Origin of the sequence: Enterococcus sp. DIV1315a (genome assembly GCF_051712325.1) — a bacterium.
Taxonomy (GTDB): domain Bacteria; phylum Bacillota; class Bacilli; order Lactobacillales; family Enterococcaceae; genus Enterococcus; species Enterococcus faecalis.
In genome coordinates this window covers 113,909-132,021 of the sequence record NZ_JBIOOS010000001.1, presented here as the reverse complement: position 1 = coordinate 132,021, position 18,113 = coordinate 113,909, and the positions used below count along the sequence as shown (strand labels likewise).

Here is an 18,113-nt window from a genome sequence, read left to right as displayed (position 1 = left end):
CTTTTCTTTTTGTTTTATTCCGTAATAATATCGTGAATCAAAATAGGCTCTTCGCCGGTTGGTCCAATTTCAATGTTTTTATAAAGCAATTGCTCGACTTCTGTCACGTCTTCACGATTGGCATAAATGGTTAATAATGATTCGCCTTTTTCAACTGGGCTCCCTACTTTTTTGTGAAGTTTCAAGCCAACTGCAAAATCAATCGTATCTTCTTTCGTAGCCCGACCAGCGCCCAGCAACATTGCGGCAACGCCAATTTCATTGGCAACGATTTTTTGTACCACGCCTGTTTCTTTGGCAGGTAAATCAAATTGATAAGTTGCGGTTAATAATTTTTCTGGCTGGTCAACAACGGAACTGTCGCCGCCTTGATTTTCAATCATTTCTTTAAATTTTGCGAGCGCTCGACCGCTTGTTAATGCTTCTTCTAATAAAGCCCGTGCTTCGTCTAACGTCTCGGCTTTTTTAGCTAAAACGACCATCTGACTTCCTAAGACATAGCACATCTCCACTAAATCTTCTGGCCCATTTCCTTGCAAGGTCTCGATTGCTTCAACGATTTCTAAACTATTTCCGATGGCCTCCCCTAAAGGTTGTGACATGTCTGAAATTACTGCCATCGTTTGGCGATTTGCCAGTTTCCCAATGCGAACCATTGTTTCCGCTAATCGACGAGCACTTGCTAGGTCTTTCATAAAGGCCCCTTCACCAGTAGTCACATCTAAGACAATCGCATCTGCCCCTGCGGCAATTTTTTTACTCATAATGGAACTTGCAATTAATGGAATTGAGTCAACAGTGGCGGTCACATCACGTAACGCATAAAGTTTTTTGTCTGCTGGTGCTAGATCACCTGACTGACCAATTACTGCCACTTTTGTATCGTTCACCAATTGAATAAAACGTTCTTCTGTCAATTCAACTTTAAAACCAGGAATCGCTTCTAATTTATCCAACGTACCGCCCGTGTAGCCTAAGCCACGACCAGACATTTTTGCTACATTGACCCCGACACTAGCAACTAATGGCGCTAAAATAAGCGTCGTAGTGTCGCCTACGCCACCTGTAGAATGCTTGTCGACTTTGATTCCTTCTATAGAAGAAAGATCCACAATTTCGCCTGAATGGACCATTGCTAACGTCATTTGTGTAATTTCTTCGTCTGTCATATCTTGGTAAAAAACAGCCATTAAAAAGGCACTTACCTGATAATCTGGAATTGAACCATCTGTGTATCCGTTGATAATAAATTGAATTTCTTCGCTTGTTAGTTGATGCCCGTCACGTTTCTTTTCAATAATGTCTACCATTCTCATGAATTCGTTCCCTCCGATTTCCCGATAATGTATTATACAACAAAATCGTTCAGCTTTAAACCATTTAGTAAACCAGTTTACTATTATTTTTTTCTTGTGAAAACGCAAACAACACGAACATTCTATTTCTAAGCTGTTTTTTAAATCGGTTTTGTGCTTTTTCTAGCAATAAACGTCGCATCAAAAACTTTATTTGGAACTTTCCCTGTTGGATCTGCAATAGCTTCCACCAAAAATTTTGCTGCATAATAGCCAATATCAAAACTCGGCTGATAGACAGTTGTTAAACTCGGCACCAAATATTCGGAAATTTCCAAGCCATCAAAACCAACCACCGAAATATCGTCAGGAATTTTCTTGCCCGCTTCTTCAATGGCTTGATAAGCTCCCATCGCCATTTCATCATTGCCACAAAAAATTGCTGTGATTTCTTCATTTTTCAAAACTTCTTTCGCCGCAGCATAGCCGCCATGCAAGTTCAATTCCCCAGCACAAACATAATGCGGACGAAAAGGTAAATTGTTGTCCTGTAACGCATGCTGATACGCCGTCACTCGTTCCGTCAAACGATAATAGCCGGCACTTTCACGCAACATGCCAATATGCTGATGCCCTTGTTGGATCAAATGATGGACCGCTTGATAAGCACCTTCATACTCTTTAACGATTAATCGTCCACTATCTCGTGGATTAATCCCACGATCGACAAGAATGACAGGAATCGGATGTTCTCGTCGGTCTTTTAAAATATGATTTTCTGGCAAAACATTCGGCGTGGCAAAAATAATGCCATCCACCGACCGATGAATCAACTCGCTAACATATTGCATCGCTTGCTCGGAATCATGCTTTGAATTGCATAACAAAATCATGTAGCCTAACGAATTTAAATATGTTTCCACACCTTCAATCACTTTTGAGAAAAAGAAATCCGTCACATCTGGCACAATCATACCAATGGTTTTGGAATGACGGTTGATTACATTCGAAGCAAAGTAATCTGGCTTGTAATGATTTTCAGCGACTACCGCCAACACCTTGTTGCGGGTTTTTTCACTGAAACGACTCCCTTTATTATTCAGAATTTGTGAGACGGTTGTGACAGAAACACCAGCCATATCAGCAATTTCTTTAATCGTTAGTTTCATCGCGCCCCTCCCAACGTCTCCTTTTGCATTGACAGACATTTGTAGACGTGTTACAGTCTTCAAAATACTTATCGAATCTTTTACATTTTAACAAAAAAAAGACAAAAGAAATAGACTAAAAAGATTAAAAAACAAAAGAAAATGGAGGCTATTTTTTTCATGGAAGAATCCCGTGTCCGTCAATTACCAAAAATCGAGCTGCACTGTCACTTAGATGGGTCGATTCGACCAACCACTTTACGCACCATTGCTGAAAAACAAAACATTCCATTACCCCAAGACGAACAAGCCTTGAAAGAGTTAGTGGTTGCCCCTGAAAAATGCACCGATTTGAATGATTATTTAACTCGGTTCGACTTCGTGCTAACCTGTCTACAAACGGCCGAAGCTTTGCAAGCAGCGGCGTATGACGTGATTAGCCAAGCTGCCGAAGATGGCGTGGCTTACATAGAGGTGCGTTTTGCGCCTTCGCAACATACAGAAAAAGGCTTACGGTTACCTGAAATCGTGACTGCTGTTTTAACTGGCTTAAAACAAGGCGAAGAAGATTTTGGTGTAAAAAGCAATGCACTGTTATGCGGCATGCGGCATGACCAACAACAAGCCATAGAAAAAATCGTTCACTTAGCGCATGATTTCAGAGAGACAGGCGTTGTCGGCTTTGATTTAGCTGGCAATGAAGTCGATTTCCCTCCATACACATTTGAAGACGTATTAGCTTTAGCCAACCAATTGTCAATTCCACTAACACTCCACGCTGGGGAATGCGGCTGTGGCAAAAATGTCGCTGATGCTGTCACTTTAGGTGCCACTCGGATTGGCCACGGTATTGCTTTGAAAGATACACCCGAATATTTGGCGCTCTTAAAAGAAAAAAAGGTTCTTTTAGAAATGTGTCCAACTAGCAACTTCCAAACAGGCACCGTCAAAACATTGGCTGAATACCCTTTTCAACAATTTATAGAGGCTGGCTTAGCCGTCTGCATCAATACCGATAATCGCACTGTTTCAGATACTACGTTAACGAAAGAATTCATGAAATTGGCCACTTGGTATCAATTAAGTTATGACGAAATGAAGCAACTCACTAAAAATGCGCTTGCAGGTGCTTTTTTGTCGCCAGACGAAAAAAAACTGTTGAACCAAAAAATTGATCAAGCATATCTATTCTAAAAAAGAACCGCCACTAAAGTGGCGGTTCTTTTTTACTCTGCTTCTTTAACACTTCGTAAAATATAATAGCCTTTGTCTTTTGTCACAATTTCAACATTGCCAAATACTTCAGCCATTTTCTTTTCTGCACTAGGTGCACCTTGTTTCTTTTGAATAACTACCGTTAGTGTGCCACCAACTTTCAACAACGGAAAAGCCCCTGTTAAAATGCCATGGACAACTTTTTTGCCTGCACGAATGGGCGGATTGCTAACAATCGCCGCGTAGGTCGTTTCGTTTAAGGTTTCATACACATTGGAAGAATGAATATCCACAGTAGTAATTTGGTTGCGTTGGGCGTTCATTTGAGCTAGCCCAACCGCCCGTTGGTTGACATCCACCATTTCCACCAGTCGACCAGTCGCCGCTGCTAAGGACAACCCAATTGGTCCATAGCCACAACCAACATCTAACAAACGGCCTGCTGGTAAATTTTCCCATTCAAAGGCATCAATCAACACACGAGAACCATAATCCACTGTTCCTCTTGAGAAGACCCCACTATCGGTCGTAAACTGAAAGGTCCGACCACGTAATGGAAAAGACCAGCTTTCTAAATCATGTGCTAATTCTGGATTTTCTGTATAATAATGATTCGCCATTTTGTTCTTCCTATCTATGCTTGTTTTGGTTTTAGTCTACCTTTTATTTCTCGAACAATCAAGGCACCTAATAATTCATAGCCCACTTGTGAAAAATGCAAACCATCCGCTTGTAAAAATTCATCCGTTCCAGGATAAACAGTCATCGCTTTATACAAATCAATAACTGGCAGGTTATGTGCCGCTCCGACTTCTTGTGCAACCTTGACCAATTCCTTGATACGCGTTTGTGGCCGTTCTGGACGTCTGCCACTATCCGCATATGGTGGCGTAATTAAAATCACCTTTTCTGAACCAATTTCGTGAATCATTGTTTCAAGGTTTTCTCTAAACGTGGCTACTGTTATATTTCGATCCAGTGACGCATCATTGGCGCCAAAGAAAATCACCACCTCATCAGGTTTCTCAATTAGCACTTCTTTATTTAATCGTTTTAAACCATCTTCTGTTGTATCGCCAGGCATTCCAGCATTAATGACAGCCACTTCTTCTAGACCCATCGCAGCAATATCCCGTTTCACTAAGTCAACAAGAACAGGTGAGACGGCTTCGTCTAAATAACCAGCAGTAATGCTATCACCAAATAATACAATTTTTCTCATGGCTTTTCCCCTCTTTTCTAACAGTTTTCTCTTTTCATGATACCATTTTCATCATAAATTGGCGAAGAAGGGAATTCTTTTGTAAAATCCTGTGTTTCCCTTGTGAAATTATGGTAAAATGTACAAAGATTGAACAGGGTTTGGTGGAGGAACAATGGACGATAAAATGAATTACTACCCAATTTCCAGAGAAGAATGGCATGGGTTTTATCATGACGGCAAAGCACCGTTAACCGAAGCAGAATTGGATAACATTAAAAGTGTGAACGACCAAATTTCACTAAAAGATGTACAAGAAATTTATGTACCCTTAACGCATCTTATTCATTTATACATGAAAGAATTTGAATCGCTAACACTTAGCAAAGGATTATTCCTACATGAATATGTCTCTGTACCACCATTCATCATTGGAATTGCCGGCAGTGTCGCCGTTGGTAAAAGCACCACCGCTCGTCTTTTGCAAAGAATTCTGGCCCGAACGTTTAAACGAAGAAACGTTCAACTCATTACAACGGATGGATTTTTGTATCCCAATAAAGTGTTAGAAGAACAGGGAATTATGGACCGAAAAGGGTTTCCTGAAAGTTATGACATGGAGAAGCTAATTAATTTCTTAAACGAAGTCAAAAGCGGCAAAGACGAAATTAAAGCACCTGTCTATTCTCACAGTGTCTACGATGTTATCGAAGGCGAATATGAGTTGATTCAACAACCAGATATTCTGATTGTTGAAGGCATTAACACCTTACAGTTACCCGCCAATCAACAAATTTATGTGAGTGATTTTTTTGATTTTTCTATTTTTGTAGATGCCGATCCAGCCTTAATTGAAAAATGGTACCTAGAACGTTTTGGGGCCTTATTAGATACGGCTTTCTTAGATCCTAATAATTATTATTACCAATATGCAATTGGCAAACGAGAAGATGCTTTCGCCATGGCACGGAATGTTTGGAAAACCGTGAACTTACCGAACTTGGAGGAATATATCTTGCCAACGCGCGGACGTGCGGACATTATTTTGCATAAAACGGAAAATCATTTGATTGACCAAATCTATCTACGTAAATATTAAGGGTTGACGAGCTAAGAAATATCCTGTATCTTTTGTAGAAATATCCTTGAAAATTTTCAGCAGAATGCATGACTTTCAAGGAGTAAAATGTTTTAATAAGTATAGCTAGACAAAGAAGAGTACGGAACAAAAGTGAACCACTTTTTAACCGCCTTTTCTTTAGATAAATTTAAATGGATAAGGGGTAATAGACGTGACTAACGTTGCCGATTTGACATCTGTCGAAAAAATTATTGTTTTAGACTTTGGTAGTCAGTTTAACCAATTGATTACTCGTCGTATTCGTGAATTTGGCGTATTCTCTGAGTTATTAAGCCACCGAACTACGGCAGAAGAAATTCGCAAAATCGCGCCTAAAGGAATCATCTTCTCAGGTGGACCAAACAGCGTGTATGACAAAGATGCTTTTAGCATTGATCCAGAAATTTATGAGTTAGGAATTCCCATTCTTGGCATCTGCTACGGTATGCAATTAATGACTCATAACTTAGGCGGAAAAGTAGAACCTGCCGCAAACCGTGAATACGGAAAAGCAGAATTAGAAATCCTTGGTGATGCGACATTATTCCAAGGAACACCTGCGAAACAAACCGTTTGGATGAGCCACGGTGATTTAGTAACAGAAATCGCTCCTGGATTCGAAAAAGTTGGGACAAGCAACGATTGTCCAATCGCTTCTATCGAAGATGCCAACCGCAAATTCTACGGCGTACAATTTCACCCAGAAGTTCGTCATTCAGAATATGGTAACGACTTATTACGTCACTTTGCTTTTGATGTGTGTGGCTGTACTGGTGACTGGAGCATGGAAAACTTCATCGATATGGAAGTCGCTAAAATCCGTGAACAAGTAGGCGATAAAAAAGTCTTACTTGGTTTATCAGGTGGCGTTGACTCAAGTGTTGTCGGCGTGCTTTTACAAAAAGCCATTGGCGACCAATTAACTTGTATCTTCGTTGACCATGGATTATTACGTAAAGGTGAAGCAGAACAAGTAATGGAAAGTTTAGGCGGTAAATTTGGCTTAAACATTATTAAAGTAGATGCGAAAGAACGCTTCTTAAGTAAATTAGCAGGCGTTTCTGACCCTGAACAAAAACGTAAAATCATCGGTAACGAATTTGTGTATGTTTTTGATGACGAAGCAACTAAACTTGCTGGGGAAGAAGGCGTTTCATTCCTAGCACAAGGAACTCTTTACACAGACGTCATCGAATCTGGTACAGAAACTGCGCAAACAATTAAATCACATCACAACGTTGGTGGTCTTCCTGAAGACATGCAATTTGAATTAATTGAACCTTTAAATACATTATTCAAAGACGAAGTTCGTGCCTTAGGAACTGAACTTGGCATGCCTGATGCAATCGTTTGGCGCCAACCATTCCCAGGACCAGGATTAGGTATTCGTGTGCTTGGTGAAATTACAGAAGATAAATTACAAATCGTTCGTGATTCAGATGCTATCCTACGTGAAGAAATCGCAGCAGCTGGCTTAGATCGTGACATTTGGCAGTACTTTACTGTCTTACCTGGCATCCGCTCAGTAGGCGTTATGGGCGATGGCCGTACCTACGATTACACAGTCGGTATCCGTGCTGTGACTTCTATCGACGGCATGACCGCTGACTTTGCCCGTATCCCTTGGGATGTTTTACAAAAAATCTCTGTGCGCATCGTGAACGAAGTTGCACATGTAAACCGTATCGTGTACGATATTACTTCAAAACCACCTGCAACTGTGGAGTGGGAATAACAATCAACCCGCTAGAAAACCTATAAAATAGGTTTTCTAGCGGGTTGATTTTTTATTGGTCACACTTTCCTCCCACCATTCTCCATTTTTCCTTTGCTCCACCGCCCTCAAAGTCCTATAATTTAATCATAAGAATAGTGACTATTAATAAAATTCATCAATTAAAAGGAAGCGATTTCAACATGTCAAAAGAAACTTTTCTTAAGTATGGTTTTGTTGTCCTCTTCATAGGAATTTTTTTACTTCGTGCCCAAAAAGTTATTTCTGAGCCCCTTTCGTACCTTTTTTCGGGTATTCTTTTGCTTATTGTTGCGTATTTAATACTCGTGAAAAAAATGAACTTTTTCTCAAGTTTGCTCACAGTTACCGACCAGCCTTCTTCTACCCAACAACGATTAGGTCAACTTTCTGGTCTTGTCAGTTTATTGATTGGTTTACTTCTAGTAATTCTTAGCTTCATTTTCTTTCTCCAACTTTGATTCCCCCTTGACTCTCCCTTCACTCTTGGCTATGATTACCTTAGCAAGTACAATGGTGTACTGTGAACAGTCGAGCAACGGCGCTCAAAAAGATTGGCTTTCGTGCATTCTTTTTGAGGGCTTTTTATTTTTAGAAAGTAGGGAAATTGAATGAAAAAAATGTACCGCAGTCCGTATGAAGCGTACCCGTATCTATCTTCTAAACCAGAAGATTTACGATGTGATTTTGAATTAATGACTGATGAATTAGCCTCGATGACAGGTCTTCTACGAGGATATGTGCAACAATTAGACGTCCCTGAACAGCCTGCACTGACAGAAGAACTAGCCAAAATTTGCGAGTTAATCTACCATGTCAATCCAACGACCCGAACAAAATTAACAGTCACAGAGGAAGAAATAGCCTGGCTTTTGGAACGTGTCAATGCTATGAATGAACTGACATACGAAGAAAATCGTCCTTTTGTTTTACCGATGGGCACAATCTGTTCCTCTTATGCACACATTTTAAGAGCCAAAGCCAAAGATATTGTTCGTTTACTTTATCGCATGGACTATGGTGGTAAAAAAATTGATCCGCAGCTGTATGATGTAGTCAACTTACTCTCAGGTTACTTTTTCATGTTAGCTTTGTACCTAAATCAGCTCGAAAATGGTGAAGAAGTCCCCTTTGTTTCTCGCAACTATTCTATTTAAAAAGTACACCGACCGCTAACGACGAATTTCTAGCGGTCGGTGTACTTTTATACAGGTAAGTACGCTTCCCCTTTTGCAAATAGTTTAGCAGTACCACCAATAATGACTCGATCTTCTTTCACTTCACAAGTTAAAAAGCCGCCTCTTGGGGACACTTGATAGGCCGAAAGGGTCGTTTGATTGAGCCGTTTTCCCCAATAAGGAATTAAATTGGCATGCGCAGAACCACAAACTGGATCTTCGTTAATTCTTAGTTTCGGGAAAAAAGTTCGTGAAACAAAATCCACCGAGTCTCCTGATGCCGTTACAATGACTCCTACTCCTAAATCCAATGCTTTTAATGCAGAAAAATCTGGTGTGATTTTTGCCACTGTCTCTTCATCTTTTAAGACAAAAAATAAATCGCGACCCAAATAAGCTTCATAAATTTTCGCGCCTAAAGCGGCTTCATACTCTGGCAAAATTGGAATCCTTTCCGGTAGGATATAAGGAAAATCTAGATAATAGTATTCCTCTTTTTTGGTCACTGCGAGCGGTCCACTTTGACTAGTAAAATGAAGCGTTTCTTCCGCAACGGAATAATAGTTAAATAACACAAAAGCCGTCGCTAATGTAGCATGCCCGCAGAGATCGATTTCTCGTTCCGGCGTAAACCAGCGCAGGGCGTAACTTTTTCCCTCTTTGACTGTAAAAGCAGTCTCTGACAAATTATTTTCAATCGCAATGTTTTGCATCACCGCTTCTGGCAACCATTTTTCCAAAACATAAACAGCGGCGGGATTGCCTTTAAAAACTTCCTCCGCGAAAGCATCGACAATATAATAGGGATAACTCATTTTAATTCTCTCCTTGTATTTTTTGATAAATGTATTCCGCGCAACACAAATCCTCAACTGCTAAGCCAACCGCATCAAAAATCGTGCGGTCTTTCTGCTCCGCCTTTAGTTTAACTTTGCCAGTGACTAATTCGCCGAGAGAACCTACAATTTTTTCAGCTGAAAAGGCACCTTCTGAAATCGGAATTAAAAGATCCCCGCTTTCTTTTAATGCAGCCGCATACTCATCTACAAACACTTGACTGTTTTTAACAAGGTCGCTTGTTAATTCTCTGGAAGTCGGCGTGAATGTACCAATTGCATTGATATGGGCATTCGGCAAAACGTCTTTTTCTTCTAAAAATGCGTCCTGACTGGAAGTTAGTGTACAGATAATTTCCGCTTCCTGGACGGCTTCTTGGACAGAAGAACAACCAATAAAGGTACATTCGGGGTAATTGTGCTGTTGCTTAGCGATTAATTTTCGTGCGCGTTCTGCTGTTCGGTCATATATAAAAACCTTTTCAATCGCCCGAACGCTTTGTAGCGCTGCGAGATGAGACGAAGCTTGTTGACCTGCACCAATCAAAGCGATACTTTTTGCCTTTGGAGCTGCTAAATAATCGGTTGCCAAAGCAGAAACAGCTGCTGTGCGAAGCCACGTAATCGCATTGGCGTCCATCATTGCGACTGGTCTTCCAGTAGAACTATCAAACAATAAAATTTGACCAAGATGTGAGGCCAAATTTTTTTGTGGATTTTCTGGAAAAGCTGTAATGATTTTTGCCCCAAAAAAGCGATTTTTTCCTAAGTAAGCAGGCATTAATGCAAAAAGATTCTGATTTTCCCCATCTGGTAAAACCTCTACATGGCGCTCACTTTGCGAAATTTTTCCTTTTTGCAACTCTGCAAAGCAACGTTTCATCACTTGAATTGCTTCGGAAAACGACAATTGTTGAATAACCCTCTCATAAGAAATAATGTCCATCTGAATTCCTCCCTTTGCGCTATCATAAACCAGACAAACAATACACTCAATGCTATAATTGTATGGAATACAATTTTATAGAAAGGAAGTTCCCCTCATGCCGATTAATTCCTATGAGAACTATGCGTTGTCATGGCGCCCTGTTAAAGAACGTTTAACAAGACCTTATTACCAATCATTGGTTCAACAATTAGAAGCGGATATCTTATCTGGTGCGCTTCAAAAAAATGTGAAATTGCCTTCGCAAAGAGAATTAGCTGATTACTTGGATCTGAATTTCACGACGATTGGTCAAGCCTATAAACACGCTATGGAAAAAGGCTTACTTTATACCAACATCGGTAGCGGCACTTTCGTTTCTCCCAACGCGTTTCGCTCAATTACAATCTCTACCAACCAAGTAGCGGACCATCTAATTGATTTAGGGCTGGTTAGTTCCTTTGATATGTGTAATCAGCGGATTTTACCTTTTATTGAATCAGTTAGTAAAAATGCGGCCCTTAACAGTTTGCTAAATTATCGCGATCCTTTAGGTACGCACTTTCAACGAGCAACCGCTGCCGAATGGCTTCAGACACAAGGCGTTCGGACCAATGCCGAAGAAGTTGCCATTGTATCTGGTGTCCAGAATGGGCTGGCCGTGACGTTAGCCGCCGCTTTTTCTCCAGGTCAGCGGATTGCCGTAGATCGATACACGTATTCAAATTTTATTGAACTCGCCCAGCTTTATCATTTAGAAATCGTCCCGATTGGCTATGATTCCGAGGGGATGGACCCAGAGCATTTACTGCAAGAATGCAAAAAGAAAAAAATACATGGTATTTTCTTAATGCCCGCATGTAATAACCCGATTGGTTTCCAAATGTCTAGCGCCCGCCGAATGACTTTAGCTGAAATCATTCAGCAAGAACACTTATGGGTAATTGAAGATGACATTCATTCTTTTTTAACAACTTATGCACAGCAAGCGGTTTTACCAACGTTTCAAGAACTCTTACCTCAACAAACGATTTACTTAGCGGGGATGACAAAATTTGTCTGCACAGGCTTACGCATTGCGTACCTTGTTTTCCCTCCGCTTCTTCGCCAAGAAATAGAGCGTGCGATTTTTAACATTAACGTTAAAACTTCTGGCTTTGATGCTGAAATTGTCACCCAAGTCTTACGCTCACCAGTTGCAGAAGAATTAGTGATAGAAAAATTGGCTTTAACAAAACAAGCCAATGACTTATTTGATACCATTTTTGGGTTAGCTAGACCTAGCAATCCTTTGCCGTACTACCGAACTATTCCCCTTTCTACCGAAAAAACGGCGCCGCAAATTGAACAAGAATTTCTCCAAAATGGGGTACGTCTTTTTCACTCGAGCCGCTTTACTGTGCAAAATCAGCCAGATGCTTTTTTACGAATTTCCTTAGCCTCCAATCAGCTCGAGGTATTGGCGAAAGGATTAACCATTATTCAAGAACTCTTACCGACGTTAAACGAAAAGAAAGGACATTCCCTATGAATTCATTGCCAATACTTGAAAAAGCAGTGGGCACGATCACCCTGCTTTCCGAAGAAAAACAAAATGCCGAATATGAAGGCTTTTTATGCCAAGTTAATGAATCGCAACAGCTTATCCGCAGTCGCTTAGCCAAAAAAACGCCGAAAAAAGAAGGCTATTTTGTAGCCTTCTGGAAAAAAAATCAACAAAATCAGAACGAAGCCTTTGATGCTACGGAAGCCCCTGAAACGTTAGCAATTGTCATTGCTGATCAAGAAAAGCAAGGTCTCTTTCTTCTGCCGAAAGAATGTTTAATCCAACAAAAAATTCTCAAAACGCACCAACAAAAAGGCAAAATGGCAGCCCGTTTTTATCCTTCTTGGTGCCAAAACCTTAATCAAACCGCCAAAAAAACACAAAAATGGCAACTAGCTTACTTTACTGATTTATCTAAATACTAAAAACGTCAGCTGGCTTCAGAAGCCAGCTGACGTTTATTTCTTCTACTGTTTAACCAATTGGTGGCGTACCTTCTGCGTTCCCAGCAATCGCTTCGATTTGAATCTGAGCACCTTTTGGTAAATCCGTCACACCAATCACTCTTCTTGCAGGCGTGCCTTCAGGGAAGTACGTTTGGTAGACGTCATCTACTGCCGCCAGCTCTTCAATCTCTTTCACAAAAATATTCACTTTCACCAGATCAGCTAAGCTGTGATCCACACTTTCAATAATCGCTTTGATGTTTTCTAAACATTGCGTCGTTTGTTCCTTGATTCCGCCAGCGACTAACGTATTTGTTTTAGGGTCTAATGGTAGCTGAGCTGATAGATGGTTGTAATGAGAAAAAGCAACAGTTTGTGTCGAAAATGGACACTTCGGTGCGTGATCTGTATTATTTGCTTCAATAATTAATCCATGTCGATCTTCAATCGCTTGTGGTGGCGTACCATCCCCATGAGAAACCACCGCTTCTACTTGCACCGCCGCGCCCATTGGTAAATCAGCAACAGCAATCACTGTTCGTGCTGGCATATAATTGACCGTGCGCGCAATTCCTGAATCTGGGAAAAAAGCGGCATATACTTGATTGACAGCTTCTAGCTTAGATAAATCTTTTAAATAAATATTGACCTTCACAATATCATCAAAAGGCACATCAATACTGGTTAAAATGGCTTTTATGTTTTTCAAACATTGTTTTGTTTGCGTTTTAACACAGCCAGCCACAACTCTGCCCGTTTGAGGATCTATAGGCAATTGTGCAGACAGATTGTTATAGTGAGAAAACGCAACCGTTTGACTGGCTAGAGCATCAATTGGTGCCTGAACAGTCTGATTTGTTAATTTAATTAAATCCCCAGCTTGAGGTGCATTAGGGATAGTTCCTTCCCCATTTGAAACAAGTGCCTCCATTTGAACAGAAGCGCCTAACGGCAAATCTGCGACGGCGACCACTGTTTTAGCTGGATAATAATGGGTAAAAAAGGCCGCATAAACCTCCTCAACTGCGGCAGCATCCCGCATATCTTTGACAAAAATGGTCATTCTAACAATGTCAATCATCACATGGTTGATACTTTCAACAACCGCTTGGATATTTTTCAAACATTGTGTCGCTTGGGCCCGAATGCCACCTTCTACCAATTGTCCAGAGGTTGGCTCAATAGGTAACTGTGCTGACAAATGATTATAGTGGGAAAATGCGACTGTTTGGGCTGCGAGAGGATGCTTTGGTGCACGCTCTGTATTTTTTGCTAAGACGATATTTTCATTACTCATAACTCTACTCCCTTTTTTAGCATTCCAACAAAAATGATTCCGCTTACATTTTCAAATATTAAACTTCCAACAAGATCCTTTTTATTTTCCTGCTTTTCTATTAATGGTGATAGCTTTCCACCACCACTTCTTTCAGTCTACAATAAGAACAGGAACATTTCAATAAGGCATTCCTAAATTGATTGTTGGCCCTCAAACAAATCTTCTTCCGTTAAAGAAGACTGGCACGAATCAAGCTTGATTCGTGCCAGTCTTTATAGATAACTCGTTAGCTTTAACTAGTTTTATTTAACCACCATATACTCACGATAATTTTCCGAGAACGTATCCATTAGCGTATAAATTCGTTCAAAATCATAGTCACGACGAGGGTCATCATACCAAACACATTGAATACTTCCAATAATTGGAAGATTTGGGCTACCTGCTGGCACATCTGTAAATGCTTTTTTCGACATATTTGCTAAAGCATCGTCATATTGATAAATGCCAGAATCAACATTGCCAGCGACCCAATACCACGCATCATTGGTATTAAAAATTTTGTGTCCTTTTTGAACAAAGTACTCAGGTTTGGCTACGTCATACCCACTCCAACCGGCTGTCCAATAAGAAATAATAATCTCTGGGTCAAATGTACCGAAAGAATCGTCGCTGTTGTAATAAATGCCATCATTAAAGCTCATTGGCTGCATGCCCGCATCTTTAATTATTTTAGCTAAATCATTCGCATAAGCGACAAAATCCTTGTAGCGCCCAGAAGATTGCAGTTTCGCCCAACCGCCTGTGTCGACATCATTTGCATACTCATCGCCACCAAAATTGAAAATTTCACTATGCGCGGAAAAATAAGCCACGTACTTACTGATAATCGCCTTTGTGAAATTCACTGCCTTTTGGTTCCCTAAATCTACTGTTCGTTTTGAGCCATCAAAAGCGGGATTTTTAATCGCTAGTTTTTCCATGGCCACTAACAACGCATCCATATGTCCTGGACTGTTAATCACGGGAATGATGTTGATGTTGCGCGCTTTCGCAAAAGCCAACAACCGATCCATTTCTTTTTGTGTTAACGCGTTGCCATTAGGATCATTGTAATATGCGTTGTTGCCTCGTTGGATTGCTTTTGAAACCCGGTTGTGGTTGTATTTTTTACCATTCACATTGACCGACATATCATCCAAGATAAACCGTAAGCCATCATTTCCTAAAATTAATTGGACATCTGTGTACCCATTTTGACTGGCTTTGGCCACTAATTCTTCCAGTTGTTCCACGGAAAAATATTTTCTTCCCGCATCAATGGAGAAGACACTTTTTAAAGGTTGTGTTTGTTTCTCTTTTAAATTATCCAAAGCTGTTTGGACCTCCGTTTGCCAAGTAGTCACTTGCGCGGCTGTATACGTTTTTCCCGCAAGTTCTGTTGCGACTGACTCTTTTGTTGTTTGTAGTGCTTGAATCGTTTCTGGTGTATAGCTTTCTGCCTTTTCAATGGCTGCAACTGCTTGATCCAACGCACGATATAAAGTGGTTAAGTCAATGGCTAACAGGCCTTTTTCTAATTCAGCATCATAGGTATTTGAAAGCCCTTGGCCATAATCGCCACCTAAAATAGCTTTATTCACATCATAAAGCGTTGTTGCTTGTGTCACTGCTTCTGCGGCTTTATTTTGTGCTTCAAGGTCTGTGTTGGCGTAGCTAATTCGTTTTAAATAGTGTTGCGCAGCCGCTTTCATCTCTGCAAGAGAAACGCCTTTACTCTCTGCAATGGCCGTTTTTGTCCAAAGTAAATTAGAAGGTTTTATCTGATTTAAATCGTCTTCATTATAGGTGCGACCATCGCGATCTAAGGCATAGAGGAACATGCCCCCTAAATTATTTTCATAAGAATAACGAGCTACTTTATACATGTTACTTTCCATATACGGCTCTTTTGTGTCATACCAGCGGTTGCGATCTTGCTCTTCTGGGAAAGTTAATCCTGGAACAAATCGTTCCCCATTGAGAACCGGACTTAAATTATTTAATGCTCGTTGCGTGCGTTGGTCATCGCTGCCATACTGTTGATACGCGAGAAAATCGAAACAGTCACTGACATCTTGTAAAGGTGGTAAATATTCTGCATTGGTATCATACAAAAATGGACGATCCGTTCCCGACTTCGGTCCAATGTATTTTGATAATGCACGAATGACACCATTAGATAGCACAATATCTTTTTCACTTGGACGAGTTTCCATGTCAATATCTAACCCATCAATTCCTAAATCATCGACAAATTTGGTTAACAACTTTTTCGCATAAGCATCAAATTCTGCTTCTGTAGGCGTTGTTCCTGCATAAGGAACTTTTAATAGCTCGCTGTAATCAATCCCACGAACTAAACGAACACCTCGTGCATGCAGTGCTGGCGCATACTCATTTTTTAACGTATCATAAAATGGCTGTGCAAGTGCTTCTTGTCCTTTTGGCACATAACTAAAGACATTCACAATGTCAATACCATAAGGAATATCGTGCATCGTTAGCCAATTTTCATCTGGCAATGTTGTATTAACTCCTTGCATCGTTTTGTCACGCCAAGCCCGATAGTAAACCATAAAATGTTTCTCTTGGTCCGGTTCATTGGCTTGGCTGACCATTGGTTGATGAAACAGACTAAATAAGATAAACGCCAAGCCAACCAATAACGAAAGACCTAGCCAACTGACAATTGTTTCTCTGTTTTCTCCTCTTCTTGTCGATAAATTGTTCCCCACTTTGAACACCATTCCTTTCTGCACTCCGTTCATTTTGGTGTATCCGCCTAAAAAGAAAGCGCATACACAACCATCAATAGAATAACAAAAAATAACGAATTTGCAAAATAGAAACTGGAAAAATGAGGATTTTCTATAAAAATCTTTTCCCGCCTAAAATCACTTTCGTTAGGCGGCGTTTAAATGGTAAACTTTGAGACTTGCAAGAAAAATGGGCCTATTTTTCTTGCAAGTTTCCTTTACTTAGTCGTGATCAACATCGGCGATTTTCACAACAATTTTCCCTTGCGCTCGTCCTGTCAGTGAATAATCTACCGCTTCTTGAATTTGGCTAAAAGGAACGACTCGGTCAATTATCGGCTGTAATTTTCCCTGTTCAATGAACTTAGTGAGTAAGGCTAATTGCTCGCCATCTGGACGCATAAACAAAAAATGATAACTAACATCTGTGGCTTGCTCCAATCGATGAATCTTGCGGGTAGCTATTTTAAAGGCCCATTGTTTCCAAAGCGGCAAGCCATACTCTTTAGCAAAACGTTCGTTGGGAATGCCTGACAATGTAACAACTTTTCCCTGAGGTTTAACCACTGAAAAAGCTTTTTCTAAGATTGTCCCCCCCATTGTATCAAACACATAATCATAGTCGGATAAAACTTCTTCAAAATTTTGTGTCCGATAGTCAATCACTTCATCTGCTCCCAACGCTTGAACCCATTCTTTATTTTTACTACTCGTGGTGGTGGCAACGTAAGCGCCCGCTAGTTTTGCTAATTGAATCGCAATGGTTCCAATCCCTCCTGAACCTGCTTGAATCAGGACTTTCTGGCCTGGCTGCACATTCATAATATCATGTAGCGCTTGATAACTTGTCAAACCGACTAACGGAATGGCCGCAGCTTCTTCAAACGTTAAATTTTTCGGCTTCATAGCTACAGCCGCTTGATCCACTGCAATATATTCAGCAAAAGTTCCCACGCGATTTTTGGGTACTCGCCCGTAAACTGCATCGCCCAGCCTAAAATTTTGAACTTTTTTTCCAACAGAGACAACAATCCCAGCAAAATCACTGCCTAAAATCAGTGGCATTTGATAATTTAAAAGCATCTTTACTTTGCCATCTTTTGTTTTTAAATCAATCGGGTTGATACTGGCAGCGATAATTTTGACCAAAACATCGTTGTCATGAATGGTGGGTAAGGGCACCTCCTCGATTGCTAATTCTTTTTGTCCGTATTTATGAATTAAAGCGGCTTTCATCATTGAATCTTTCCTCTCTTTCTATCCTTTTTATCGGTTTAAAAGTTTAAACCTTTAATCAATTAGTATCTTAACGAAGAATGGGATCCACGTCAAGTTTCAGCCCTCAGCGTATTTCATTGACAAAAAACAAGAAA

16 protein-coding genes are annotated in these 18,113 nt (G+C 40.4%); 7 read left to right on the top strand and 9 right to left on the bottom strand.

All coding sequences use genetic code 11. From position 1 onward, the window contains the following. Positions 1-14 precede the first annotated feature (14 nt). Positions 15-1,316: a pyrimidine-nucleoside phosphorylase gene (locus IGJ03_RS00560; protein ID WP_002356165.1), complete on the bottom strand. Its 1,302-nt coding sequence runs from the start codon at positions 1,314-1,316 to the stop codon at positions 15-17. A 140-nt stretch (positions 1,317-1,456) separates the two neighbouring features. Continuing rightward, positions 1,457-2,464 carry a substrate-binding domain-containing protein gene (locus IGJ03_RS00555; protein ID WP_002356164.1) on the bottom strand — a complete coding sequence of 336 codons (1,008 nt, stop codon included), beginning with the start codon at positions 2,462-2,464 and terminating at the stop codon, positions 1,457-1,459. A 141-nt stretch (positions 2,465-2,605) separates the two neighbouring features. On the opposite strand from IGJ03_RS00555, the gene add reads away from it, so the two are divergent. Further along, a complete protein-coding gene (gene add, locus IGJ03_RS00550) occupies positions 2,606-3,637 on the top strand; it encodes an adenosine deaminase (protein WP_002356163.1) in 1,032 nt (343 codons plus the stop codon). A 32-nt stretch (positions 3,638-3,669) separates the two neighbouring features. On the opposite strand, the gene IGJ03_RS00545 is transcribed toward add, so the two are convergent. Further along, entirely contained in the window at positions 3,670-4,278 is a 609-nt protein-coding gene (locus tag IGJ03_RS00545) for a class I SAM-dependent methyltransferase (protein ID WP_002356162.1), read from the bottom strand. Positions 4,279-4,292: 14 nt separating this feature from the next. After that, complete coding sequence (locus IGJ03_RS00540) at positions 4,293-4,880, bottom strand: SGNH/GDSL hydrolase family protein (protein ID WP_002356161.1); 588 nt, start codon at positions 4,878-4,880, stop codon at positions 4,293-4,295. A gap of 154 nt (positions 4,881-5,034) precedes the next feature. Between IGJ03_RS00540 and coaA the strand changes: the two genes are divergently transcribed. The 4 genes from coaA to IGJ03_RS00520 all read left to right on the top strand — a co-directional run bounded on the left by coaA (position 5,035) and on the right by IGJ03_RS00520 (position 8,889). Next, on the top strand, positions 5,035-5,958 hold the full coding sequence (gene coaA, locus IGJ03_RS00535; protein ID WP_002356160.1) for a type I pantothenate kinase: 924 nt from the start codon (positions 5,035-5,037) through the stop codon (positions 5,956-5,958). A 193-nt stretch (positions 5,959-6,151) separates the two neighbouring features. Continuing rightward, positions 6,152-7,714, top strand: a complete 1,563-nt coding sequence (gene guaA, locus IGJ03_RS00530; protein ID WP_002356158.1) for a glutamine-hydrolyzing GMP synthase — start codon at positions 6,152-6,154, stop codon at positions 7,712-7,714. Positions 7,715-7,851: 137 nt separating this feature from the next. Beyond that, positions 7,852-8,193: a hypothetical protein gene (locus tag IGJ03_RS00525; RefSeq protein WP_375804846.1), complete on the top strand. Its 342-nt coding sequence runs from the start codon at positions 7,852-7,854 to the stop codon at positions 8,191-8,193. Positions 8,194-8,343: 150 nt separating this feature from the next. Continuing rightward, positions 8,344-8,889: an ATP:cob(I)alamin adenosyltransferase gene (locus IGJ03_RS00520; protein ID WP_241912600.1), complete on the top strand. Its 546-nt coding sequence runs from the start codon at positions 8,344-8,346 to the stop codon at positions 8,887-8,889. A 47-nt stretch (positions 8,890-8,936) separates the two neighbouring features. Here IGJ03_RS00520 and IGJ03_RS00515 read toward each other — a convergent pair whose 3' ends face one another. Next, a complete protein-coding gene (locus IGJ03_RS00515) occupies positions 8,937-9,725 on the bottom strand; it encodes a PhzF family phenazine biosynthesis protein (RefSeq protein ID WP_002379242.1) in 789 nt (262 codons plus the stop codon). Position 9,726: 1 nt separating this feature from the next. Further along, complete coding sequence (locus IGJ03_RS00510; protein WP_002379243.1) at positions 9,727-10,692, bottom strand: ornithine cyclodeaminase family protein; 966 nt, start codon at positions 10,690-10,692, stop codon at positions 9,727-9,729. 97 nt (positions 10,693-10,789) lie between these two features. Here IGJ03_RS00510 and IGJ03_RS00505 point away from each other — a divergent pair, with 97 nt between their 5' ends. Further along, positions 10,790-12,202 (top strand): PLP-dependent aminotransferase family protein, encoded by a 1,413-nt coding sequence (locus IGJ03_RS00505; RefSeq protein ID WP_085443574.1) that lies wholly within the window; start codon positions 10,790-10,792, stop codon positions 12,200-12,202. Then, positions 12,199-12,642: a MepB family protein gene (locus tag IGJ03_RS00500; protein ID WP_375804847.1), complete on the top strand. Its 444-nt coding sequence runs from the start codon at positions 12,199-12,201 to the stop codon at positions 12,640-12,642. The genes IGJ03_RS00505 and IGJ03_RS00500 overlap by 4 nt, the downstream gene beginning before the upstream one ends. Before the next feature lie 49 nt (positions 12,643-12,691). Here IGJ03_RS00500 and IGJ03_RS00495 read toward each other — a convergent pair whose 3' ends face one another. From IGJ03_RS00495 to IGJ03_RS00485, 3 genes are all read right to left on the bottom strand, one after another. Next, entirely contained in the window at positions 12,692-13,960 is a 1,269-nt protein-coding gene (locus IGJ03_RS00495; RefSeq protein ID WP_375804848.1) for a RidA family protein, read from the bottom strand. 284 nt (positions 13,961-14,244) lie between these two features. Then, positions 14,245-16,752 (bottom strand): EndoS/ChiA family endoglycosidase, encoded by a 2,508-nt coding sequence (locus IGJ03_RS00490; protein WP_375804849.1) that lies wholly within the window; start codon positions 16,750-16,752, stop codon positions 14,245-14,247. Between the two features lie 210 nt (positions 16,753-16,962). Beyond that, a complete protein-coding gene (locus IGJ03_RS00485; RefSeq protein WP_002397688.1) occupies positions 16,963-17,979 on the bottom strand; it encodes an NADP-dependent oxidoreductase in 1,017 nt (338 codons plus the stop codon). Positions 17,980-18,113: the final 134 nt, after the last annotated feature.